General features: G+C 49.6%; 18 protein-coding genes and 1 pseudogene. 5 read left to right on the forward strand and 14 right to left on the reverse strand.

Translation table 11 applies throughout. The annotated features are described in order from the left end of the window. Positions 1-66: pseudogene (locus tag ACTHSP_RS07440) on the forward strand (F0F1 ATP synthase subunit epsilon); the annotation flags it as partial. 243 nt (positions 67-309) lie between these two features. Here ACTHSP_RS07440 and ACTHSP_RS07445 read toward each other — a convergent pair. The 6 genes from ACTHSP_RS07445 to ACTHSP_RS07470 form a co-directional block, all read right to left on the reverse strand. Continuing rightward, a complete protein-coding gene (locus ACTHSP_RS07445) occupies positions 310-1317 on the reverse strand; it encodes an IS5 family transposase (protein WP_440345889.1) in 1008 nt (335 codons plus the stop codon). A 338-nt stretch (positions 1318-1655) separates the two neighbouring features. Further along, positions 1656-3368 carry a flotillin family protein gene (locus ACTHSP_RS07450; protein ID WP_440345890.1) on the reverse strand — a complete coding sequence of 571 codons (1713 nt, stop codon included), beginning with the start codon at positions 3366-3368 and terminating at the stop codon, positions 1656-1658. A 205-nt stretch (positions 3369-3573) separates the two neighbouring features. Then, entirely contained in the window at positions 3574-4320 is a 747-nt protein-coding gene (locus ACTHSP_RS07455; protein WP_070591879.1) for a hypothetical protein, read from the reverse strand. Between the two features lie 53 nt (positions 4321-4373). Further along, entirely contained in the window at positions 4374-5039 is a 666-nt protein-coding gene (locus ACTHSP_RS07460; protein WP_314513830.1) for a YqiJ family protein, read from the reverse strand. A gap of 214 nt (positions 5040-5253) precedes the next feature. Then, positions 5254-5922 carry a PspA/IM30 family protein gene (locus ACTHSP_RS07465; protein WP_314513832.1) on the reverse strand — a complete coding sequence of 223 codons (669 nt, stop codon included), beginning with the start codon at positions 5920-5922 and terminating at the stop codon, positions 5254-5256. Between the two features lie 53 nt (positions 5923-5975). After that, the gene (locus ACTHSP_RS07470; RefSeq protein ID WP_314513834.1) at positions 5976-6476 is read right to left on the reverse strand and encodes a hypothetical protein; all 501 of its coding nucleotides are present in this window, start codon (positions 6474-6476) and stop codon (positions 5976-5978) included. A 181-nt stretch (positions 6477-6657) separates the two neighbouring features. On the opposite strand from ACTHSP_RS07470, the gene polA reads away from it, so the two are divergent. Next, entirely contained in the window at positions 6658-9453 is a 2796-nt protein-coding gene (gene polA / locus ACTHSP_RS07475; RefSeq protein ID WP_440345891.1) for a DNA polymerase I, read from the forward strand. Between the two features lie 60 nt (positions 9454-9513). Here the strand turns inward: polA and ACTHSP_RS07480 are convergent, their stop codons facing one another. From ACTHSP_RS07480 to ACTHSP_RS07490, 3 genes are read right to left on the reverse strand one after another with little or no spacing between them, the layout of a single operon-like run. After that, complete coding sequence (locus tag ACTHSP_RS07480; RefSeq protein WP_308538548.1) at positions 9514-10137, reverse strand: hypothetical protein; 624 nt, start codon at positions 10135-10137, stop codon at positions 9514-9516. Further along, positions 10137-10787 carry a hypothetical protein gene (locus ACTHSP_RS07485; RefSeq protein ID WP_308538547.1) on the reverse strand — a complete coding sequence of 217 codons (651 nt, stop codon included), beginning with the start codon at positions 10785-10787 and terminating at the stop codon, positions 10137-10139. The genes ACTHSP_RS07480 and ACTHSP_RS07485 overlap by 1 nt, the downstream gene beginning before the upstream one ends. A 29-nt stretch (positions 10788-10816) precedes the next feature. Next, positions 10817-11524, reverse strand: coding sequence for a hypothetical protein (locus ACTHSP_RS07490; protein ID WP_308538546.1), 708 nt, complete (start codon positions 11522-11524; stop codon positions 10817-10819). Positions 11525-11951: 427 nt separating this feature from the next. Between ACTHSP_RS07490 and ACTHSP_RS07495 the strand changes: the two genes are divergently transcribed. After that, a complete protein-coding gene (locus ACTHSP_RS07495) occupies positions 11952-15239 on the forward strand; it encodes a DUF2339 domain-containing protein (protein WP_440345892.1) in 3288 nt (1095 codons plus the stop codon). An 87-nt stretch (positions 15240-15326) separates the two neighbouring features. Here ACTHSP_RS07495 and ACTHSP_RS07500 read toward each other — a convergent pair whose 3' ends face one another. From ACTHSP_RS07500 to dndC, 4 genes are read right to left on the reverse strand one after another with little or no spacing between them, the layout of a single operon-like run. Next, positions 15327-16922 carry an FtsK/SpoIIIE domain-containing protein gene (locus ACTHSP_RS07500; RefSeq protein WP_440345893.1) on the reverse strand — a complete coding sequence of 532 codons (1596 nt, stop codon included), beginning with the start codon at positions 16920-16922 and terminating at the stop codon, positions 15327-15329. A gap of 11 nt (positions 16923-16933) precedes the next feature. Further along, the gene (locus ACTHSP_RS07505) at positions 16934-18985 is read right to left on the reverse strand and encodes an AAA family ATPase (protein ID WP_440345894.1); all 2052 of its coding nucleotides are present in this window, start codon (positions 18983-18985) and stop codon (positions 16934-16936) included. A gap of 1 nt (position 18986) precedes the next feature. Then, a complete protein-coding gene (locus ACTHSP_RS07510; RefSeq protein ID WP_070606192.1) occupies positions 18987-19211 on the reverse strand; it encodes a DNA modification system-associated small protein in 225 nt (74 codons plus the stop codon). Further along, a complete protein-coding gene (dndC, locus tag ACTHSP_RS07515) occupies positions 19208-20320 on the reverse strand; it encodes a DNA phosphorothioation system sulfurtransferase DndC (protein ID WP_440345895.1) in 1113 nt (370 codons plus the stop codon). The genes ACTHSP_RS07510 and dndC overlap by 4 nt, the downstream gene beginning before the upstream one ends. Before the next feature lie 67 nt (positions 20321-20387). Here dndC and ACTHSP_RS07520 point away from each other — a divergent pair, with 67 nt between their 5' ends. Then, a complete protein-coding gene (locus ACTHSP_RS07520; RefSeq protein WP_004518984.1) occupies positions 20388-20639 on the forward strand; it encodes a helix-turn-helix domain-containing protein in 252 nt (83 codons plus the stop codon). Beyond that, positions 20636-21112 carry a hypothetical protein gene (locus ACTHSP_RS07525; protein ID WP_440345896.1) on the forward strand — a complete coding sequence of 159 codons (477 nt, stop codon included), beginning with the start codon at positions 20636-20638 and terminating at the stop codon, positions 21110-21112. Before ACTHSP_RS07520 ends, ACTHSP_RS07525 begins: the two co-directional genes overlap by 4 nt. Positions 21113-21367: 255 nt before the next feature. Here the strand turns inward: ACTHSP_RS07525 and uvrD are convergent, their stop codons facing one another. Further along, complete coding sequence (gene uvrD / locus ACTHSP_RS07530; protein ID WP_440345897.1) at positions 21368-23575, reverse strand: DNA helicase II; 2208 nt, start codon at positions 23573-23575, stop codon at positions 21368-21370. Positions 23576-23684: the final 109 nt, after the last annotated feature.

Here is a 23684-nt window from a genome sequence, read left to right on the forward strand (position 1 = left end):
GCATTGGCAGCAGCCATTGCCCAGCTGAAAACTTTGGACTACCTTCGTTCGCAAAAAAACAAGTAATGTGGGTTCATCAAGAAAAAGCACAACGAAATGTTGTGCTTTTTTATTTGCCTGAAGATAAGCAGCTTGGCATTGAAATGTCGATAGATGAGTAGATGGAGACCTTTGCAAAATTCCTTTCCCCCAACAGCCGAAACCTAAACACAGGTTTTCGGCTGTTTTTGTTTCGAATATCCACTGATTCTACTCAAATACCCCCTTAATCCTCCCCGGACACCCGATAATCAGGCATCCGGCCGCCTTTTAGGCGGCAGCAGGCGCACTTAGCCTGTTAGCGGCTTTCAATAGGTTCAAACACATCGTCTTCAGATGGCTTTGTGCACTCACTTTAATCAGTCCAAAATAGGCTGCCCGGGCATAGCGGAACTTCCGGTGTAACGTACCGAAGCTTTGTTCGACCACATAACGGGTTTTCGACAAATATCGGTTACGTTTGGTTTGCACTTCCGACAGCGGACGGTTGCGGTGGGCTTTGCGCATAATGCCGTCCAACAACCGATGCTCTTTCAGATGTTGCCGGTTTTCCTCACTGTCATAGCCTTTGTCGGCATAAACGGTCGTACCTTTGGGCAAACCTTCCAATAAAGGCGATAGGTGTTTGCACTCATGGGCATTGGCAGGGGTAATGTGCAGTTTCTCGATATAGCCTTCCTCATCGGTACGGGTATGTTGTTTGTACCCGAGTTTGTAGAGGCCGTTTTTCTTGATCCATCGGGCATTGCTGTCTTTACTCGGTGTGGTTTGGCCGCTGACTTGTCCTTCCTCATCAACTTCTATGGCCTGGCGTTGTTTGCTGCCGGCGGTCTGAATAATGGTGGCGTCAATGACGGCGGCGGATGCTTTCTCTACTTTTAGGTTTTTTTCGGCCAGTTGGCAATTAATCAGTTTGAGCAATTCGGACAGGGTGTCGTCTTGCGCCAGCCAGTTGCGGTAGCGGCATAAGGTGCTGTAATCGGGGATGCTCAGTTCGTCAAAACGGCAAAACAGGTTGAAGTCGATGCGGGTGATGAGGCTGTGTTCGAGTTCGGGATCGGAGAGGCTGTGCCATTGGCCGAGCAGGACGGCTCTGCACATGGACAACAGGGGATAGGCGGGGCGGCCGCTGTGGTCTCGAAGGTAACGGGTTTTTTGACGATTCAGGTATTGTTCGATCGGTTGCCAATCAATCACTTGATCCAACTTCAATAGTGGGAAACGGTCGATGTGTTTGGCGATCATGGCTTGGGCGGTTTGCTGAAAGAAGGTGCTCATGGAAAATCCCCTAAATGTCTTGGTGGGAATTTAGGGGATTTTGGGGAATTTTGCAAAGGTCTCAGATGGTAAGTTTGAAATCGAAACGGTAGAACTGGCTTTTATGACTAAATTGTTGGTGGATCATTATTGAAGCAGTTAGCCTTGTGATTCATTTAAAATAACCCCCAATCTTTTTATCCTAAAAAATAGATTAGATGAATCCTAATTTATTGCAACCGCAATAGAATTGAATTTATCAATATTGAAAATATTAGTGTTTTTCTGAGCTTGCATACAAAAAAGACCGTCTGAAAACCTGTTTCAGACGGCCTTTAAACCATTATGACGGTATCTGTTTATGATTGGTCGATGGTTTTATCCAGTCCTTGGGTCAGACCGTTGATGTCGCCACCATTCAGTCCTAACTCTTTCAAGAGACCGTCAACCAATGGGGCTTGGCTGCGGTAGCGCAGGGCGCTGTTGACCATTTGGTCTGCAAGGCTGGCTTGTGTGGTTTGGCCGTCTGAAGCACCTTCCGCGCCGTTTGCACCACCGGCAAAGCCACCCAGACCATTGACTTGCAAAATCTTGATGTCTTCGATTTTTTCCATTGGGCGGACGGATTCGCGGATGATGTCAGGCAGGTGTTTCAAGAGGGCAAGGCGGACTTGCATTTCAACCTGCTCAACGCTCAGCACGTTAGCGGCTTCGTTGACGGCGCGGGTACCTTCGGCGTCAACTTTATATTGTTGCTCTTGCGCTTGCGCCAACAGAATTTTGGCATCGGCCTCACCTTTGGCCTGCAGGCGTTGTTTCTCAGCTTCGGCTTCGGCGGCAATACGCACGGCTTCGGCTCGGTCTTGTGCAGCTTGTTTTTCGGCTTCAGCGGCGACGGTGAGCGAAATCGCATCTTTTTGCGCGGCTTCTTCAGCGGCAATCAACTCAACTGCTTTGGCACGCTCGGCGCGTTCGGTTTCGCGTACGGTAATCACGCTTTCTTCTTCACGAACAGCTGCGGCACGGGCTTTGTCGGCTTCGGCTTTGGCTTCGGATTCGGCGCGTGATTTTTCGGCAACGGCGATGGCGCGGTCTTGTTCGGCCAATTCGATGGCTTTGCGGCGTTCAACCTCCGCTTGCTCAACGGCTTGGGCTTTGCGGATGTCTTCGTTTTTAATGTCGCGTTCGGCGGCGATACGTTTCAAATCCACTTCGCGTTCGGCGGCAATTTTGGCTTCTTCCGCTTCACGTTTTTTCTGAGATTCTTGTTCGGCAATGCTGGCCTCTTGTTCGGCACGGCGGACGGCAATCTCACGCTCTTGTTCGAGTTTGGCGTATTCTTCCTCGCGCGAGATTTTCAGGCGTTGCTGCTCGGCTTCGAGGTTTTTGGTTTTGATTGCCAAGTCAGTGTCTTGTTCGATTTCGTTACGTTTTTTGCGGCGGCCTTCGATGGTTTCGGTCAGTTTGGTCAGACCTTCCGCGTCAAAGGCGTTTTGCGGGTTAAAGAACTCAAAACTGGTTTGGTCGAGGCCGGTCAGGGAAACGGTTTCGAGTTCGAGACCGTTTTTAAACAAGTCTTCGCTCACGACTTGTTGTACTTTCTGAACGAAATCAACACGTTTTTCATGCAGTTCTTCCATCGCCATTTCGGCGGCAACAGCGCGCAGGGCGTCAACGAATTTACCTTCGACGAGGTCTTTCAGCTCATCGGGAGACATGGTTTTCATACCCAGCGTTTGTGCGGCGGTCGCAATGCTCTCGGCGCTGGGTTTAACGCGGACGTAAAATTCCGCCATTACGTCAACGCGCATACGGTCGCGGGTAATCAGCGCTTGTTGGGCAGCGCGGCGCACTTCAAGGCGCAGTGTATTCATGTTGACGGGGATGATTTCGTGCAATACGGGCAGCACCATCGCGCCGCCGTTCATGATGACTTTTTCGCCACCAAAACCGGTGCGGACAAATGAGACTTCTTTGCTGGCGCGGCGATACAGACGGGTCAGGATAAGGCCGAGTACAAACAGCGCGACGAGTATGACGCCGGCGATGATGCCGATGGAAACTAAGTTCATGGGTTTTCCTTTCTTGTTGTCGATATACCCTTGAGGGGCGTGGGTTCAGACGGTTTTTTTAGGGTTTGGGGTCGTCTGAAAAAGTTAAAAATTTGGAGTTTTAAAGGTAGGTCGGATTCTTGAATCCGACAATTTCGGTTATGTGCAATACGGCTGAAGCGGAACAATTCGTCGGATTCAAGAATCCGACTACCAAACTGAAAAGTTAAAATTCTTGATTTTCGGCTTCAGCTTCTTCCACTTCAGATACCTCGGTTTCAGACTTATTTGTTATTGTGGATAATGAATCTGATTCCTTAAGCATTTCATCTTGCAGCTTCATAAATTTCTCAGCCATGCGAACATTCATCCCAAATGACATAAAAATTATGGCATTTATTGCAAAAATAACTGAAGCTATAGTTAAAAATATTGCTACCCCAAATTTACTTCTAGCATAATACTCTATTGCATTTAACATAACATAAAATGCAACTGTACCAAAGAACGCATATATCAAAAGCCATAAAGTTAATTGAAATTTCCTTTTTATTGAACTATCTGCAGACTTTCTATAATCAAATCTTTTAGATTCTTTTGAATATTTAAGATAATAGAATCCTGAAGAAAAATATTTTAGAGTCTGACTCGGGTTATTCATACTCAAACAATAAGTAATCTCATCTGAATTAAATCTTCTTTCTCCGGAAATTAAGGCATAACCTTTTTCAATTAAAAAAGGATGTGGCTTCTTATTACTATTTTTTGCCTCCTCTATTAAATGTATTAATTCTTTTGCTTGTTCATATTCTTCTTTTCTTTTTGAGAATTTATTTGAAAACTTGAATCCTGAAAACAATTTTCGCAATATGGGATAAATAAATATTGATACTACAGCGGCAATTTCAGACATCCTGCTTAGCGGATCTCCCGAAAAAATATTTTTAATATCCTCAATTAAATTAATATCCATAAACACTCCCAATCATTACATAATCCCATCGGTCTCTATATGTTCAGATGACCTCAATCCACCAAGCTCCCGCTCGGATTCAAAATCGCTTTAAACGTATTTCCCTCCAGCGACACCAGCAACACCGCGTCGCCCTGTTTCAATACTTCGTCGGAATCCGGTTCCGCCATCACATAATGCTGTTGACCATACACATCCTTCACCCGTACCTGCGCCGCGCTGCCTGCCCGTGCTTCGCCCAGTACCACCGTGCCGATGCGTCCGATTAGACTTTCCTGCGAAACGGCGGTGGTTTCGTCTTTGGGCATGATTTTGTACAGTCCGCCCGCCGTCAGGCGCACCAGCGGCAGGGAAAGAAACCAGACGATGACTGCTGCCAACGTGCCATTCAGATAACTGCCGAATACAGTGGCAAAGGCCGTCTGAAACAGATAACCCGTCAGTCCGTATACGGCAAGAAATACCACCATCAACATCAACACCGGAATACGTCCGACATACAGCCAGCTCAGGAAACGCATGAATATGCCTGCATCCGCCACATCCAATCCGACTTCGGCGTGCGCGGTTTCGGTCAGACTGTCGGGCAACAGGTTGTCCAACCAGTCGCTGATACCGCCTGCCAGCATGGAAATGACTTCCAACACACCGAGCAAAACCATCAGCGCAATGGCAATGCCGAAGATTTCAGTTTCGGGGGCGTTGATTAAATTCCACATATTGCATTTCCTTATTCTTTTTAATTTTCAGACGGCATATATTTTATTTTAAAGTTAAGTCGATTGGATATGGATATTTTTATTAATTTGTCGTAACTGACAGGATTTTCCCAATCCGGCATCTTTTTGTTATTGAGGTGTGTATGGTTTTCTTTTTTTCAGACGGCCCCGTGAAGATAGAGGCCGTCTGAAACCGAGATTTTCTCAATATGGCTTATGATTTCGCTTTCAATGCCGCCAATCTTTCGGCAATGCGGTTGTTGCGGCTTAAGTCTTCCAGTTCTTTCAGCTTTGCCAACTGCGCCGCATCGGTGCTGTTGTGTACCGAGTTTTGGCGACCCATCACACGGTCGAAAGCATTGCCGCTTTTTTCGGCATCACGGGCGATACGGTTGAGGTCGCTGCCGTTGCCTCCTGCCGCTTTGCCTGCGCCCACGCTTTGCTGTGCGGCACGCCAATCTTGCAACTGCTGCTGCATCTCGCGTTTTTTCGCCTGCAAGGCGGCGATAAAGCCTTCGAGCTCTTTTTCTTGTGCGGCACAATCGGCAATGGTATTTTCCAAGATGGGCAGACGCGCTTCGATGTCCATCTGTTCGGCGATACCTGCTTCGGCAAGGTCATCGCGACCGGCATCTACGGCGGCTTGCAGATTGGCATCGATGGCTTCGTGACGGTTGCTTTCATCGGCCATTTTCTTGGCGGCAAGGTGTTTCTGCGCCAACACTTTGCCTAACTCAGCACGCACTTCATCTACTGCGCGCTCAATTTCGCGGATGCTTTCGTTCATTACCGCTTCAGGCGCAAGGTTTTCCGCCGCATCAATCAGGGCATGAAAACCGCCACTTACCAGACGGCCTACTCGGCGGGATAGGGTTTCGCTCATTTGGATTTTCCTTTCACTAAAATGTGTTTGTTTCATTTGGTATGGCGGCAGTCTTAAACTTCATTTGCCTGCTGCACAATCTTCGCCAGTTTCAAAGTATTTTCAAGCTGTTGCAACACGGTATCGTCATATGCCGCGCCTTTGCCGGTTACGGCGAGTTGCAAGATGCTGTCGGTGAGGCGGACGATGCGCCACATCAATTCGCGCTCGTATTTTTTCAAATCGTCGAGGTTGGCTTCTTCAGGCAGGTCGGCGGCAAGCGTTGCGCCTAAGTCGGGCAACTGCTCAAACAAACGCGCCACGATATGCGAATGCACCCCCGCCTGTTTTTCAGCGTGCAAGATTTCGTGTTTTGCCGCTTGGAAAAATTGCTCCTGCGCCGTCAGTGCAGAGCCGTAATCGCGTGTCTGCGTATGCGCCAAGCGCGCCAGCTTGAGCAATTCGCGGATTTTTTCAGACGGCGTATTCGCACCTTCGATTTTAAGTTCGGCAATAAAATCAGCATCTTCCTGAGTGATGCGCACACTAATTGGGATACGGTTCGTTGCATTCATATTCGTTCGATTTGGTTTGTATTCATTTGAATACAAATATACAAGATGGGATTCTGAGGCGCAATACTTGAAACCGTATATTTATGTAAACATCAGGCCGTCTGAAACTTGATTTTCGGTTTTCAGACGGCCTTTTCCTTTATAATCCGTACATTATTTTCATACACACAGCAGGTTCCCCATGTCCAACAAACCCACACTCCTTCTCGTTGACGGCTCTTCTTATCTTTACCGCGCCTATCATGCTATGGGGCAGAATTTGTCTGCGCCCGATGGTGCGCCGACTGGGGCGATGTATGGCGTGTTGAATATGCTGCGCCGGCTGCGGGCGGATTATGTGCACGACTATTGCGCGGTGGTGTTTGATGCGAAGGGCAAAAATTTTCGCCATGAGATGTTCCCCGACTATAAGGCGACGCGTCCGCCGATGCCGGACGATTTGCGCCCGCAGGCGGAAGCCTTGCCGGATTTGGTGCGCCTGATGGGCTGGCCGGTATTGGTGATTCCGCAGGTGGAAGCGGATGACGTTATCGGCACTTTGGCTAAGATGGCTAGCGAAGCAGGGTGGAACGTGGTGGTGTCCACCGGCGATAAGGACATGGCGCAGTTGGTGAACGAGCGCGTGACGCTGGTGAATACGATGAGTGGCGAAACGCTGGACATTGAAGGCGTGAAGGAAAAATTCGGCGTGCGCCCCGACCAAATCCGCGATTATCTCGCGCTGATGGGCGACAAGGTGGACAACGTGCCGGGCGTGGAGAAGTGCGGCCCGAAAACCGCGGTGAAGTGGCTGGAAGCCTACGGCTCGCTGGCCGGAGTGATGGAACACGCTGCCGAAGTCAAAGGCAAGGTCGGCGAAAACTTGCAAGCCGCTTTGGAACAACTGCCGCTGTCGTATGATTTGGTAACGATTAAAACCGATGTGGACTTGCACACCGAGCTTTCAGACGGCCTCGAAAGCCTGCGCCGCACTACGCCTAAATGGGCGCAACTGGTTGTCGATTTCAAACGCTGGGGCTTCCGCACTTGGTTGAAAGAGGCGGAAAGCCGTATGCGCGAAGCGCAAAACACTGATTTGTTCGGTAGCGAGCATATCGGCGAACAAGCCGCATTGGCGATGGAAACACAGCCTGAAAAACAACCCGAACTCGCTCCAGCCCCTGAAAAACTGGATTATCAAGCCGTTACCACCGAAGCGCAGTTTGCCGCCTTGTTGGACAAACTGGCTCAGGCGGACAAAATCGGCATCGATACGGAAACCACGTCATTAGATGCGATGAATGCCACGCTGGTCGGTATCAGCATTGCGTTCCAAGCAGGCGAAGCAGTTTACATCCCCGTAGGACACAGCCTGACTGCTGCGCCGGAACAGCTTGATTTACAAGACGTATTAGGCCGTCTGAAACCGCATTTGGAAAATCCCGCCCTGAAAAAAATCGGGCAAAACCTCAAATACGACCAACATGTTTTCGCCAACTACGACATCGCCCTGAACGGCATTGCCGGCGATTCCATGCTCGCTTCCTACATCATCGAGAGCCATCTCGGACACGGTTTGGACGAATTGTCGGAACGCTGGCTGGGCTTGGAAACCATTACCTACGAATCGCTGTGCGGCAAAGGCGCGAAGCAAATCAGTTTTGCCGATGTCGCCATCGGGCAGGCGACCGAATACGCCGCCCAAGACGCCGATTTCGCCCTGCGCCTCGAAGCGCACCTGCGCGCACAGATGGATGCCAAACAGCTTGAAATGTATGAAAAAATGGAGTTGCCCGTTGCACAAGTATTGTTTGAAATGGAACGCAACGGCGTACGAATTGACCGCGCCGAACTCGCCCGCCAAAGCGCAGAACTCGGCGCCGAGCTGATGAAGCTCGAACAAGAAGCCTACGCCGCCGCAGGCCAGCCGTTCAACCTCAACTCGCCTAAACAGCTGCAAGAGATCCTGTTCGACAAAATGGGCATCCCAACAAAAGGCCTGAAAAAAACCGCCAAAGGCGGCATTTCCACCAACGAAGCCGTACTTGAACAGCTCGCGCCTGACTATCCATTGCCCAAAATCATCCTGCAAAACCGCAGCCTGGCGAAACTCAAATCCACCTACACCGACAAACTGCCCGAAATGATTTCACCCAAAGACGGCCGCGTGCATACTACTTACGCCCAAGCCGTCGCCATTACCGGCCGCCTCGCCAGCAACAACCCCAACCTGCAAAACATCCCCATCCGCACCACAGAAGGCCGCCGCGTGCGTCGTGCCTTTACCGCACCGCAAGGCAGAGTCATCGTTTCCGCCGACTATTCCCAAATCGAGCTGCGCATTATGGCGCACCTTTCCGGCGACAAAACCCTGATTACCGCGTTCCAAAACGGCGAAGACGTACACCGCCGCACCGCCGCCGAAGTATTTGGCATCGCCCCCGAAAACGTCTCGTCCGAACAACGCCGCTACGCCAAAACCATCAACTTTGGCCTCATTTACGGCATGGGCCAATACGGCCTCGCCAAATCATTGGGCATTGACAACATTTCCGCCAAAAACTTTATCGACCGCTACTTTGCCCGCTACCCCGGCGTCGCCGAATACATGCAGCGCACCAAAGAACAAGCCGCCGCGCAAGGCTTCGTCGAAACCCTGTTCGGCCGTCGCCTCTACCTGCCCGACATCCACAACAAAAACGCCAACGCCCGCGCCGGAGCCGAACGCGCCGCCATCAACGCCCCCATGCAGGGCACCGCCTCCGACCTCATCAAACGCGCCATGATAGACGTTTCCCGTTGGCTTTCATACGACCTCCTGCAAACCAAGCTGATTATGCAGGTGCATGATGAATTGCTGTTGGAGGTACCCGAAGCCGAGCTGGATTTAGTCAAAGAAAAACTGCCGCAGATTATGGCGAAAGTGGATGAAGGGATGTTGAACGTGCCGCTGGTGGCGGAAGTGGGCGTGGGGATGAATTGGGAAGAGGCGCATTGATGCTTATATGAATGAAATGCCGCCTGAAAATTTCAGACGGCATTTCATTCAAGATATAATTCAAAATATACTAAAATTTATTGTTGTATCACTAGTCTCTAGTGTTTCAACATCTAGTTCTAATATTAATAATTGACTATGATCATCAGACTGATTTATATTTTCTTTCCAATATCCATCGCTTCCCAAACAATAACTTTCCTTTTGGTCTAAAATAAATTCTTGTTTACAAATTTCTCCAATTGACTTCTTTGTACGAAATGATTGGGTAACATAGTGTTCCAATCCAGATATAACATGCGGTTCCGTTAACCATTTCCATTCGTTATTTATTTTATGGCCAAATCTACAATCACCAAGATTAAAGCTTTGTGTTTGGAAATTTTCCTTATTAACAATTAATATATGTAGAGATGCTATTTGATTTGGCAATTTGTTTGGCATGCCTACCTCTCTGACATATGATTCCTTTGCATGTTGCAATATGCTTAAAATATTTCGATTTTCTGAATATAATTCTTTCGCAATAACCTCTAAAATATATTTAATAAAATTTTGAGATTCAATTTCTTCCTTTGCATCCCCAATTATAAATACATAGCAATTAGAATAATTACAAAAAACACCATAATCGCTATTACATTTTCTATCTTTCCCTTGATAACTTCTCCAAATTACTTTCATTATAATTCCAATATTCTGCGAATCTTATCTTCTACATTTGGATATTCATCTAATTTATATAAAAATAAACCTTCATTATTTAATATCTTAAGTTGCTCTTGAATAAATTCTATAACATTATTATGTTTAGATTTAAACTTAAAAAGTTCTTCGTAAATTTGGTTTCGCCCATCTAACACAATCAAGATATCCTCAAGATCTTTACTTCCAAGAATGTCTCTATTACCTCTATTGTTGTATGCTTCAAATTTGGTTGCTAAAAAATAAATTGGGTGAATCAATTTAATTATAAATTCATCTAATGGATAATTTTCAGCCGTTTCAAAAGCTATCGGATACCATTTATTTTCAAAACCTAAAATAGCGTTTGTTGGCATTAAATCTATTAAGATATTCTCTAATTTCATTCTGCATATTGGTCCTTCCTCATCTTCTAAGCCAAGCTCTTTAAATCCGCAACTTTTCAATTCTTCTTGAAAGTGTCTGTATTCACCATGTGTTAATACAGAAATAATCAAGTCTACATCTTCTGTACTGCGAATATCTTCTTGACTTACATCATCTACAAATAAACAAGTTGTACAGCCTCCTACAAAAACAATTTTTTCTCTTAATGAAGGTGTTAACTTCGATACTACTTTTTTCAGCATATCAAAATGCAATTTACTTGCCGTATTCATCATTTTCCCATAAAAATATCTTTTAATTGCTCAAATGCTACTTGCTTTTCCCTAGGTGCATTGAGCCTAATTGAATCTACCAGCACTAATAATTCATATAACATAGGATCTTTTGCTGCAGCATATGGAACTGTTTTATATAGTGGCTCAATAGCATCCCCTACTACCGTACCATTAGCATCTTCCCATACCATCGGAAGTTTTTTGCTTGATATGATGTTCTCATACAAAAAAGGTGATGAATATGAAATAGGTATTCCTCTAACATTACCTATTTTTTTTATAGGGAAAAAAAATCTCAATGCAGGAATTACGACATTCAGGAGATCTTGTGTATTTACATAGGGTATTCTATCTCGAATCAGTAGCAATTTTAAATCAATACATCTTTTTAATGAAAGACTAATTTGAGATTTGCTAATACCTGTACTTTTTTCCAATGATAAAAGTGAATATTTATTCTCATCGAAAAGACTATTGAAATCTATTTTTGAATATAAATTTTCAATTTCACCATAATACTTATTCAAGTAATAGTTGTTATATTTTGATTCCTTATTTTTATAAATAATATTTAAATAATACTGCTTCTTCTGCTGTTCAGTAAGAAATTCCGATTTCACCATTTTTTTGTTTGTAAGGTCAATTTTTTCGTAGTAGGAGAGACTAAATATTTTCAATAGTAGCAGAATATCTTGACTTTTCATGATAAAAACTCCTTGATTTTTTCAAATTATAAAACAGAAATATTTTTTTTCCTAGGAATTAGGAAAAAAATTTTCAGTAAGCCTGTTGATAACCTGTGTATAATTTACTTTATAAATTTTAATAAATGTCTTATTGTTTTCAATAAATCCTACTGATTTTTCCTCTTAATCCCGTTTATATCAGCTACCTTAAAGTTAAAACTATTAAACTGGAACTACGTATGTATATCAACACGAATATGGTAATGCTTAATGTCTGAGGCCGTCTGAAAATCCTTAAACATTTTCAGACGGCCTTTTTCTATTCCGATTTTCTACATTCTATTCGCCGTATGCTTTTATTCTCGGCCTTTTATCTCTTTTTTTCATGAATAATGTTGCCGGTGTTACAATCGGCATATTCTTATTGTTATCAAACAGGTGTTTCATGCAGTTTTTTGGCCTGCTTATTCCTATTATTATCGGCTATTTTGCTGATGAGATGTTCACCGGCGTGATTATTGGGTCGTTGTTTTGGCTGGTTGCTTGGTCGATTGCCAAACAGCGTCAAGAAGAGCGTTTGGCTGAATCTGCTACGGCAGGCGACAGGATGCAAAAGCTGGAGCAGGAAATCGAGCTGCTGAAACAGCGTTTGTCGGTGTTGGAGCATGAGGCTGTCCGTGATGAGGCGAAGGTAGGGCAGGGGCTTGAGGTTTGGCCTGTTGCCGATGTTCAGACGGCCTCTGAGCCGCTTCATGTCCGGGTTGAGTCTGAAGCGGAAGCTGCGCCTGTTAAGCAGAAAATTGAGGAAGCGTTTGCCCCTTCTTTTTCTATACCTATTGATTCTGTACCTGCCAAGGCTGCTGCTTCGCCTGAGCCTGTTGTGGAAGAAGTTGTCGAGGCGGTTGCTCCGGTTGCTGCTGAACAAGAAGAGCTGCCTAAGGAAGAGGTTGTTGTTGCTTCGATGCCGTCTGAAAACGAAGAGGCTCCATCGCGTCAATTCGTTATCCATAAAGATAAGGTGGAAGGAGGAGAGTATAAGTTTTCCGACAATCCGATTGTTGCTTGGTTCTTGCGCGGTAATCCGCTGTTGAAAACCGGTATTGTGGTGCTGTTCCTCGGCTTGGCGTTTCTCTTGCGCTATGCCTCCGAGCGGGTTCATGTGCCGGTGGAGCTGCGTTATCTGACTGTGGCAGGCGCGGGTTTGGCGGCGGTAGTCGGCGGCTGGAAGCTGCAAAGCCGTAAGCGTGAATATGGCTTGGTGTTGCAGGGTTTCGGCGTGGCGGTGATGTATTTGACGGCGTTGGCGGCGTTGAAACTGCATCCGCTGCTGCCTGTGTCGGTCGTGTTCGGGTTGATGGTGGCGATGGTTGTGCTGATGGCGTGGCTGGCGGTAAGGCAGAATGCGCAGATTATGGCGCAAGTTGCTTTAATCGGCGGTATGGCCGCGCCTTTGCTGACTTCAGACGGCAGCGGCAATTATTTGGTGCTGTTTTCTTATCTCGCCCTGCTCAACGGCGGTGTGGCCGCGATTGCTTGGTTTAAGGCATGGCGTCCGCTGAACCTGACGGGCTTTGTCGCTACTTTTGCCATTGCCGCGCTGTGGGGCATGCGAAGTTATACGCCGCAACATTTCTCCACTACCGAGCCTTTCCTGATTTACCACTGGCTGCTCTATACCTTTATCGCGTATCTGTTTGCACGTCGTAAGCTGACGGAAAACAGTGAAGACGGCGTTACGCCGATTGCCGACAATGCGACTTTGGAGGAGATTGGCAACAGTATTTATACACACGGCCTGCGCGTGCATGTCCTCGACCATACTTTATTGTTTGGCACGATGGCGGCGGCATTCGGACTGCAATACCGCATGGTGGAGCATTGGCCGTCTGCGGATGCGCTTTCCGCATTGGGTTTTGCCGCTGTTTACGGACTGGCCGCGCTGCTGCTGAAACGTCAGCAGGGGCTGTATATTTTGCGTCAGGCGTTTTTTGCGTTGGCGGTGTTGTTCCTTACTATTGCCGTTCCGCTTTATTTTGAACCGAGCAATACGGTCATTTTGTGGAGTGCCGAATCCGCACTGGTTTATTTCTTCGGTTTGCGCCAACAGCGTCCGCATATCCGTTTGGGTGCGCTGATGGTTTATCTCTTGGCGGCACTGATTCAGTTGGGCAATTATCAGGGCTTCGGCACGGATACCGTTCTGGAAGGGCAGTGGTTTACAACGGTTGTGGTGTTGCTTGGCGGAGCAGCGATTTACTTGCTGTGGTATTTCTCGCGTCGCGAAGGTTCGGCGCAATGGGAAAAATCCGTTCAGACGGCCGTGTTGTCTGCCGCCTTGCTGTACATCTCTATTTTGCCTTTGCTTTTCTTGGCCGACCAAGGCAGCATTGTCGCTCTTTCCGCTTTGGCGGCGGCGTGGGCATTCTGCCGGCGCAAACATGAGCCGAATGTATTTATCACATTTGTCTTGGGCAATGTATTGTTCGCCCTGTTGCTGCAAGCCGGTATTATTTATGAATCCCAAGGCTTCCTGAGCCATCTGTACCTTATTGCCGCTACGCCTTTGCTGTTTGCGGCTGCCTACGCGCTGCAATATCCGCGTGTGCCGGTTGCAAGCGAAAAGCCGGAAGGAAACGAGGTTTACTTTGCGCAGATTTCAGGCTGGATCATCCTGCTTACTGCGTTGGCAACAGGCAGCTACGCCCTTTATATGCAATGGACAGGCGAGGAAACCCTGTTTATCGAGTTGTGGATGTGGCCGATATTTGCCGGCTTGCTGCTGTTTGCAAAACGTTTGAAATGGGAAGAGTTGCTGCAGGCAAACTTGGCATTCCTGCCCGTGTTTGCCATGCATTTCGTCTTCTACCATACCGAACACGCATGGACAGCCGCCGCAGCCTTGCCGCTTGTGGCCGCCACCGTGTTGAACTTCATTATTTTGAACAACTATCCGCGCCATGATCTGATTTGGTTGCACAAACTCAATATCACGATACTCGGCGTACTGTGGACGCTTTGGACGGCGCTGTATGTCGGCGAGCGTTTTTACGGCGTTTGGGCGCAGCTCTCATGGCTTGTCGTGCCGCTGGCGATGTGGATTGTTTTCCATACGCAGCGCCACCGCGAATTTTTCAGACGGCATCAAGCCATTTATCAGCATTTTGCTATGCCGTTGTGCGCCCTTGCCGCTGCCTGTTGGATGCTGTGGACCAACTTTTCCACTCCGTTCCAACCTTCACCATTGCCGTATATTCCCGTGCTTAACCCATTGGAACTCGTCAGCGCCGGTATGCTTTGGTTTGCCCTGAAATCCCTGCCTGAAGCCTTACCGCCCGAGCTTCGCCGTACCACGGCAACCGCAGTCGCCGCCTTGGCATTTATGCTGATCAGCGCAGGCGTGATGCGCGTATGGCATTTCTACGACGGCATCACTTGGCGTCTCGACATCATGCTCCAATCCTTCGGCCTGCAAGCCAGCCTCTCCGTCGTTTGGGCAGTAACCGCCATTATCTTGATGGTACTCGGCAACCGCCACAAACAGCGTTCCTACTGGATGACAGGCGCGACGCTGATGGGCGTCGTGGTCGTCAAACTCTTCCTGATCGAGCTTTCCAACAGCGGCGGTATCGAGCGCATTGCCTCCTTCATCATCGTCGGCTTGCTGCTGCTTCTGGTCGGCTGGTTTGCACCCGTTCCGCCCAAAGCAGAGAATGATGGCGAACCTAAAGCCTAATCATTAATCCCCAAAAGAAGAAGGCCGTCTGAAACCCCATTTAAGTTTCAGACGGCCTGAGACCTTTGCAAAGGATGGTTGAACAAATTATACATTATACCCGTGCAGAAAACGTGCTGCTTCATTGTTCCATTTGACCAAATGATCGCCTTTGGCCGTCAGGTTTTCAGCACCGCGCTCGCCCAAGATAATCTCGGAAGACTGGCGTTTGCCTGTTTTCAACGCAATTTTGGTCGGCAGGTTGTCACGTAGGCGGCCGCTGAGTGTTTTCGCATCGGGGCGTTGCGTTGCCAATAACAGATACATTCCTGCGGAGCGCGCTTTTTGTGCCAGCCGTACCAAATGCCCTTCTGCGTCACTGCTGACATCGATAAGGTCGGCCAGTTCGTCAATCACGATAACAACATATTTTGGACGGGCGTGCTGTGGGACTTCTGCAATATCCTTTGCAGCGTATTCGTCCATCAGGCGGTATCGTTTATCCATCTCGTCAGCAAAAGACGACAATATTTCAGCAGCTTCTTCCGCATCGCTGACTATGCGCCCCTGCCATAAATTCGGACGGTCTTTGAAGGCGGCGAAATCCGCAGAAACTTTGCAATAACACACGACGATTTCCGTTTCATTCTGAGGAGCGAGTTCGAACAGGGAAGCCAGCATTGAGCGCACCAGTACCGATTTCCCAGCCCCCGTTTCCCCGCCTACCATCACATGCGGCGCGGTGGCAAAATCTTGAAACACGGGTTCGCCGCGTTCGTCCAAACCGATACACACTGGCAATCTGAATTGCTGTGCCGATGCGCGGTATTGCTGTAAGGCCGTCTGAAACTCACTTTGCCCGTATTGCCGCCAAGTGTCTTGCGGGCGCAGGATATTGATGTGCCATGTATTGGCTTCGCCGCGTATGCGTCCGCAGCGCATTTCGTCATCGCCGATGCCCAATTCGGAGCAAATTTGGCTGTGGTATTTTTCCAAATCCACATAGCGGTCAAACTGCACGCGCAAGCAGTCATAGCGCACGCCGCCGTATTCAGGCTGTATCGTACCGCCTTTGCCGACTGTTTTGTCCAGTGCGGTTTTGAGTTTGATGCAGGTTTGTTCTTCCGTGCCGGAAGCGGCCGGGTGCAGGCTGCCTGAAACGGCAGGGGCAGCACCGTCCGAACCACTGCCCCGGTGTTGCGCCGCCAAGCCGGCCAGTTCGTCAAAGAATATTTTTTTGGCTTCCACGATGCTGCCGTCACAGTAGTCCAAGGCTTTCCGGTAACGTTCCTCCAGCAGTTTCGCGCCGTTGTGCCACGCCAGTTGGATATAGGCAAACAAGTGTTTTTTGGTGAATTTCTGTTCCGGCACTTCATCAAACATGCGCTGGCTGATGTAGGCGAGCCAAAATTTTTCTTCGCCTTTTTTGCCGTTTTGATTAAAGCAAGTGTTGAACGATGCGATTTCCAAACCACCGTCCATGCCGGGTTTCTTTTCCCAATCTTTGATATTTTTGGTTTTGGCAAAGCAGAAGGCGATGCACAGCCGCGCCCATTCATGGTTCTGCATTTTAGGCAGCACGCCGTCGCTTTCGAGCCGTTTTAGGATTTTGGCCGCTTCGCCGCTGGATTTGATATGGGTGTTTTCAGTCAGCGTTACCCAGTATTTGTCATTGCAGATTTTGTCGTCGTCCAATTCGTACATGGCGTTTCCCTTTATTCAAAATAGGCGTGCGGGGTAACGGTAGCGCATTTTCCGCCGCCTTGCAGGCTTTGAGAACGGATAAGGTAGCTTTTGCCGATGCGCCCCTGTGCATTGAGCTTTTGATAGACATCGGAACTGATTTCGGCACTCTGCACCAGAATAATCACTTGGCGGTTTAAATTCATCCAGTATTGCACTAGGTTGTTACAATGGCGCGTGTCCAAAGATGTGAGCGGGGTATCGACCACGAAGGGGACTTGGTAGTCGGTAATTTCAGCCAGTGCAGCAATCAGGGTCAGCACCAGTATTTTCTTTTCACCGTGCGAAAGCGGCTGGAAGTCGATGGCCGTGCCGTTTTGGCTGTACAGCGACAGGCTGCCGTCTTCGCCGATTTCGATATCGCCGATTTGTTTGTCATGGGCGATTTTCTTGTGCAGGCTGCTTACGGTTTTGCGGAATGCATCCAGTTTGCTGCGGCGCAGTTGCACGGCCAAGTCGTCTATCAGACGGCATACGGCTTCGGCGCGCTCGGCCTTTTGTTGTTTGGGCAGGCTGTCTATCAGTGCCTGTTGCAGGGTTTCCCATTCGGTTTTCAGGCGGTTGGCTTCGGTTTGGCTGCGCTCGATGCTGTTTTGCGCGCCGCCGAGTTTTTGGTTGGCTTCGGCCAGCTCTTTCTGAACGCGCTCCAATTCTTCGCGCAGGCGGTCGGAATCGGCAAGGCTGTCTTCCTGCTGTTCGTAGCGGCGTTTCAGCTCGGCCAGTTTGGTTTCCTGACGGTTTTTCTCTTTGTTTAGGCTGCCGAGGTCGTTGTCAGGCGATGTGATGCGGGCGATGTTGTCGGAGGCCGCCTGAAAGCCTGCATCGTCCAAGTAATTATGCTGCATGGGGTCAGATGCATCTGGCGGCAGTTTATCGAACAGAACGTTCCATGATTCGTTCAGAGCACGTTTGAGCAGTTCGTCTTTCAGGATTTTCGGCGTCAGTAGTTCCAGCGTGTTGGGATTGGTGGAAAACGCTCGCCAGAATTCTTCCAACCGGTGCGCGTTCTGCTCTTTGCCCTGCTCGTGCAGCAGGCGGCGGTAATCACCGTGAAGCTGCGTTTTCAGGGCGGCGATATCGTTTTCAGGCAGTAGGGCAAGCGGCAAGGCTAACAAGGCTGCCTGAATGCTTTGGTTCAGTTGGGCGGTTTCGGTTTCGCACTGTTCGATTTGGGCAATCAGCTCTTTGGAATGCTGCGTGCTGCCCGCGCCCCGCAACCGCATCTGCAAGTCGTCCTGCCGAGTTTCGGCTTCCTGCTTCTGCCGCTGCCACTGTTGCAGGGTTTCGGTATGACGCGCCAACTCTTCAGAGGCAGCCTGAAAACGGCGTTCGGCTTCAGAAAGCTGCTCTTTCTGCCTGCCACCCGCCTTTTCGCTGTATAGCTTCTGCCCGTATTCCCTCACGTCTGCCTGCAAGACTTTAAGCAGGTCGATGCCCAAAAGTTTGTTCAGCGCACTGCTCATCCAGCCGCCTGCGCCGAACTGTTTGGCAATATTGACCAGCTGTTCCCCGTCAAAAAAGAAAAACGTGGAATATTCGGACGGCAGGCCATAATCTTCCAGATAATCTTGGATTTCTTCGCCCGAAATGGGTTGCAGGCTGCCTTTGTCGGACGAATACAGCATCAGTTCGTTAAACTCTTCCCGATAACGGCCGTGATGGTCGAAATGCCATTTGCGGACGATGCGGATGCCCTGTTCGTCGAACGTGCCGGTTTTCATCAAATCCATTTCTAACACCATCTCGTAGGATCTAGCCATTTGGGCGTCGGCTTCCTTGTACAGCGACTGACTGATGAAGTCATGGTATTTGAATTTGCTGTCGCCCAGTCCGGCGCGTTGGAAATTGGCAATCGCGTCTTTGTCGTACAGGCACAGGTAAATCGCTTCCAGCAGCGTGGTTTTACCGTGCCCGTTTTCCGCCCCGACCAAAATCAGGTTTCGCCCTTTTTCAGGTGGGGGAAATTCAAATTCGGCTTCGGCGTAGGATTTGAAATTTTTCAGTTTTATCCGTTTGATATACACCTTATTCCCCCCATAAATCCTGTTGTTCGAAGATTTTGTCCAGCTTCTGCTTCATGCCGCCGTATTTGTCACCCTTGCGCCGCACCTGGCGCGCCCAAGCAAGAAGCTCCGCCGCCGCTTCCATTTTGACATTGTGTTTTTTGGCGGCCACTTCCAGCAAATGGCGCGCGTCGTGGTCGCGCCACAGCAGTAGGTCGGCAATTTGTGCTTCGGTTTCCGGGTTCATCGTCTGTCTCCTTGTTTCAAAATATCTTCCGTCCAAATCTGTTTGATTAGGTCGATTTCGTCCTGCGAAATCAGTTCTTCGCCGAAAGCAGCCTGCACTTTTAGCAGCTTCGCCAGCATTTCCTGCCGCGCCGTTATGGTGAACGGGCCGGGGATGTGTTTGCCGCCTTTGAACGTAAGTTTTCCGTTGCGCCGTTCGGCCTGGCGGTATTCGGGTTTGTTGCGGATGTCCACCAGCCAGTCGCGGTATTCAATTAACGGTGCAAATTCGGTTTTCCCCGCATCCACAAATCCTTGCAGGCTTCTATCTTTATTGACCACCGTACACGTCCAACAGCCGAAACGGCTAGAGTTGGTGCCACAGCCAGGGGCTTCTTCCTGCGACAGTACAATCGGGCATTCGCCGCCAGCGGCTTCGCGGTAGAGCTTGATTAAATCGCTGTGTGCGCCTCCCCAGGGCGGGTCGTTGGCAGCAAGGAATTCCCACACGTCGTCGGTACTCAAATCGACAATCGGTCGGTACACCAACGCGTTTTTCAAATCACTGTGCGGGGTCAGATTGCTGTTTTCCAAGTTTTGGTGGCTTTCGATACTTGCTTTGCGGGTGGCAGATTCGTCTTTGCGCACGCCCAGTACGATGATGGCTTTGCCGTTTTCGTTTACTTTTTGCAGGATGTAGCCGCTAGTAGGCTGGATTTTCAGGCGGTCGGTGCACCAGCGCATTGAGCGGTTGGGCGTGGGGTAGCCTTTGCCGATGAGTAGCGTCCAAAAGGTGTCCTGCAATTTCGGCACGGTGATTTCGCCGCTGATGGGCAGCCTGAAAATTTCAGCGGCACGCAGAATTTCTGCCAAAGATTGGCGCATGTGTTTCACTACCAGCGGGCTTTCCACCAGCGTGTCGTTGGAAATGAAGAACACCTGCCGCGTCCGCAGCATCGGCGGCAGCGAAAGCAGCATGTCAAACACCAAATGGGCGACAAGGGTGCTGTCCTTGCCGCCTGAAAAGGTAACAATCCAAGGGTAGTTCTGTGTTTCGCTCAAATATTCTTCAGTGATGTTTTGGCGTATAGCGTCGAACGGGTTGGCAGGGTGTATGGGTATTACGGTCATTTTTATACATATTTCTTATTTGCACCTAAAACAGGTGCATGCGTGATTGTACCTAAAATCGGAGCGCATGAGAAATATTCGTTTGTCGGTACACTCTGCCGAACACACCTATTTGCGACAACTCCTTATCCGCAGAAGATTGGATTTGGGGTTGTCGCAGCGTGCATTGGCGGAACGGATGAATGTGGTGCATTCGTTCGTAGGAAAAGTGGAAACAGGTGACAGGCGGCTGGATATCTTTGAGTTTATTGATTATTGCCGCGCATTGAATTGGCAACCGGAGGAGGTATTGCAAAGTTTGCAGAAGGAAGCGGTATGAAAGATTTGGCAACATTATTAAAATATGCGGAACAATTCCGCAGCCTGCATACAAGTTTTACACAAGCAAACAACCGTGCCCCGCATAAATTCATCCTTCTATACAGTTTATGCCTGCTGTATGAATCAGGCAGCCTGCACACAGAAAAAATTGATTTTTCGGATACGCTTTTGGAAGAATGGCAGGCAATATTCAGACAGCAATGGCAGCGGTGGGTGGCAAACGCATACCACCAAGAAAATTTCGGCATGCCGCTCTACCACATGAGGACCGAGCCGTTTTGGTATTTTTGTGTCAAACCTGGTATGGAAGATGCATTCGAACAAAAAAACCGCATGAAGGCTTTATCCAGCCTGCGTCAAACTGTTTCGGGCGTAGAAATCGATGCACTACTCGCACGGCTGCTTCGGCAGGCCGAAACGCGGGTGGTGCTGCAGGATGTGCTGTTGGCACAATTGTTTGAAATCTTATGAGCAGGGAAACGAGTGAAATTTAAAGTGCAGGCTGCTTTTTCATCGCCCCAAAAGCAGCAGCCGTAGGTCGGATTCTCGAATCCGACATTTTCCAACAGCGTTTTTTTCGGAAACGATAGACGCGTCAATGTTTTTGTTGGATACGAGTATCCAACCTACATTTCTACTTCTGGATTCCCGCCTGCGAGGGAATGACGGCGGAGGTTTCGGCAAAATTGCTCCTCCCGTTTTCAGACGGCCTCTGCCATCTCCCTTCTACATCTCTTCCAATTTCGCAAACTTGGTGTCCAGCTCTTTTACGCCTTGTTTGCCGAAGTTGATGGTCAGTCGGGCGGATTCGCCTTTGTCCACGGCATCGATGATGACGCCGGTGCCGAATTTGGCGTGGCGGATGTTTTGTCCGATGCGGAAGCCTGCGTAGGTTTGCGGCTGTTTGTAGTCGTCGATGATTTTGTCTTTGGGCGCGGCGGTTTGGCGCGGGCTGCCGTAGCTGTCGAAGGCGGGTTTTTTGACGGACAGGTAGTGCAATACTTCGGGTGGGATTTCTTCGACGAAGCGGGAGACGATGCCGAATTGGGTTTGTCCGTGCAGCATGCGTTGTTGCGCCATGGTGATGTAGAGGCGTTTGCGGGCGCGGGTGATGGCGACGTACATGAGGCGGCGTTCTTCTTCGAGGCCGCCGCGTTCGGCAAGGCTCATTTCGCTGGGGAAGCGGCCTTCTTCCATGCCGGTGAGGAAGACGGCGTTAAATTCCAAACCTTTGGAGGCGTGGACGGTCATCAGTTGGACGGCTTTTTCGCCTGCGCCTGCTTGGTTTTCGCCGGATTCGAGGGCGGCGTTGCTCAAGAAGGCGAGGATGGGGAAGGCGGGGTCGTCTGAAATGTTGTCGGGCAGGGTTTCAAAGTTGCTGTCTTCGGGTTTGAACTCGATGGCGGCGTTGACGAGTTCGTCGAGGTTGTCGAGGCGGTCTTGGTTGTCGCCTTTTTGGGTTTTGTAGTGTTCGGTCAGGCCGCTGTCTTTGAGGATGCCGACGATGATTTCGGACAGGGGCATTTGTCCGACTTGGTTGCGCAGGGCTTCAATGAGGCGGACGAAGGCGGCGATTTTGGTGGCTTTTGCGCCGGCATTGCAGGCTGCCTGCCAGAGGGTGATGCCTTGTTCGTTTGAGGCCGTCTGAAGGTTTTCGATGGTGCGTGCGCCGATGCCGCGCGGTGGGAAGTTAATCACGCGCAAGAGGGCGTTGTCGTCGTCTGGATTGACGGCAAGGCGCAGGTAGGCGAGCGCGTGTTTGATTTCTTGGCGTTCGTAAAAGCGCAGGCCGCCGTAGATTTTGTAGGGGATGCCGCTGCGGAACAGGCTTTGTTCGATGACGCGGGATTGGGCGTTGCTGCGGTAGAGGACGGCGATTTCGTCCAAATCCCAGCCTTCGCGTTCGAGGGCTTTGGTTTCGTCCACGATGAATTGGGCTTCTTCGAGGTCGGTAAAGGCGGAGTAGTAGCGGATTTTGTCGCCTGCTTCGGCGTCGGTGCGCAGGTTTTTGCCGAGGCGTTCGTCGTTGTTTTCGATAACGGCGTTGGCGGCGGCGAGAATGTTGCCGACGGAGCGGTAGTTTTGTTCGAGTTTGACGGGCGCGTCGATGTGGAACTCTTCCATCAGCGCAGTCATGTTGCCGACGTGTGCGCCGCGGAATCGGTAGATGCTTTGGTCGTCATCGCCGACGGCAAACACTGCCGCGTTGCCGCCCGCCATGAGTTTGAGCCAGGCGTATTGCAGTTTGTTGGTGTCTTGGAACTCGTCGACTAGGATGTGGTTGAAGCGATTTTGGTAGTGCTGGCGCAGGATTTCGTTGTTTTGCAGCATTTCGTAGCTGCGGAGCATGAGTTCGGCAAAATCGACCACGCCTTCGCGTTGGCAGATTTTGTCGTATTCGGCGTAGCACTCAATCATGCGGCGGGTGTGCGGATCGGGCGCGCTCAAGACGGAAGCGCGTAAACCGGATTCTTTTTGCGCGTTGATAAAGCCTTGCAGCGAACGCGGCGCGATGATTTCTTCGGCGATATTGAGGCTTTTGAGCAGGCGTTTGATCAGGGAAAGCTGGTCGCCGCTGTCGAGGATTTGGAAGGAGGAGGGCAGGCCTGCGTCGCGGTGGTGCAGGCGCAAAAAGCGGTGGCACAAGCCATGGAACGTGCCGAGCCACATGGCGCGGACGTTGACGGGAATCATCGCGCCCAAACGGGTCTGCATTTCTTTGGCGGCTTTGTTGGTAAACGTTACCGCCATAATGCTGTGCACGCTGGCTTGCCCGCTTTGCAAAAGCCATGCGATACGCGTGGTCAGTACGCGTGTTTTGCCGCTGCCTGCGCCAGCCAAAACGAGGGCGGATTGCGGCGGCCAGGTTACGGCGGAGAGTTGTTCGGGGTTTAAGCCTTGCAGCAGATTGGGGGCGGATTCGTTGGAAAACATGAAGAGGCCGTCTGAAAATAAATGGGAATGCGATATTTTAAAGGAAATACAAAAGGCCGTCTGAAAAGATGTTTCAGACGGCCTTTGTGTTGGAAGCCGATTAGAACGG

It is taken from the genome of Neisseria sp. P0001.S005, assembly GCF_051963715.1.

Coding starts and splice junctions, on each gene's coding strand:
- ACTHSP_RS07480 (WP_308538548.1), bottom strand. CDS start 10,137: ATGAAAGTAATTTGGAGAAGTTATCAAGGGAAAGATAGAAAATGTAAT.
- dndC (WP_440345895.1), bottom strand. CDS start 20,320: ATGACCGTAATACCCATACACCCTGCCAACCCGTTCGACGCTATACGC.
- ACTHSP_RS07525 (WP_440345896.1), top strand. CDS start 20,636: ATGAAAGATTTGGCAACATTATTAAAATATGCGGAACAATTCCGCAGC.
- ACTHSP_RS07500 (WP_440345893.1), bottom strand. CDS start 16,922: ATGTACGAATTGGACGACGACAAAATCTGCAATGACAAATACTGGGTA.
- ACTHSP_RS07520 (WP_004518984.1), top strand. CDS start 20,388: ATGAGAAATATTCGTTTGTCGGTACACTCTGCCGAACACACCTATTTG.
- polA (WP_440345891.1), top strand. CDS start 6,658: ATGTCCAACAAACCCACACTCCTTCTCGTTGACGGCTCTTCTTATCTT.
- ACTHSP_RS07445 (WP_440345889.1), bottom strand. CDS start 1,317: ATGAGCACCTTCTTTCAGCAAACCGCCCAAGCCATGATCGCCAAACAC.
- uvrD (WP_440345897.1), bottom strand. CDS start 23,575: ATGTTTTCCAACGAATCCGCCCCCAATCTGCTGCAAGGCTTAAACCCC.
- ACTHSP_RS07495 (WP_440345892.1), top strand. CDS start 11,952: ATGCAGTTTTTTGGCCTGCTTATTCCTATTATTATCGGCTATTTTGCT.
- ACTHSP_RS07490 (WP_308538546.1), bottom strand. CDS start 11,524: ATGAAAAGTCAAGATATTCTGCTACTATTGAAAATATTTAGTCTCTCC.
- ACTHSP_RS07510 (WP_070606192.1), bottom strand. CDS start 19,211: ATGAACCCGGAAACCGAAGCACAAATTGCCGACCTACTGCTGTGGCGC.
- ACTHSP_RS07460 (WP_314513830.1), bottom strand. CDS start 5,039: ATGTGGAATTTAATCAACGCCCCCGAAACTGAAATCTTCGGCATTGCC.
- ACTHSP_RS07470 (WP_314513834.1), bottom strand. CDS start 6,476: ATGAATGCAACGAACCGTATCCCAATTAGTGTGCGCATCACTCAGGAA.
- ACTHSP_RS07485 (WP_308538547.1), bottom strand. CDS start 10,787: ATGCTGAAAAAAGTAGTATCGAAGTTAACACCTTCATTAAGAGAAAAA.
- ACTHSP_RS07455 (WP_070591879.1), bottom strand. CDS start 4,320: ATGGATATTAATTTAATTGAGGATATTAAAAATATTTTTTCGGGAGAT.
- ACTHSP_RS07450 (WP_440345890.1), bottom strand. CDS start 3,368: ATGAACTTAGTTTCCATCGGCATCATCGCCGGCGTCATACTCGTCGCG.
- ACTHSP_RS07465 (WP_314513832.1), bottom strand. CDS start 5,922: ATGAGCGAAACCCTATCCCGCCGAGTAGGCCGTCTGGTAAGTGGCGGT.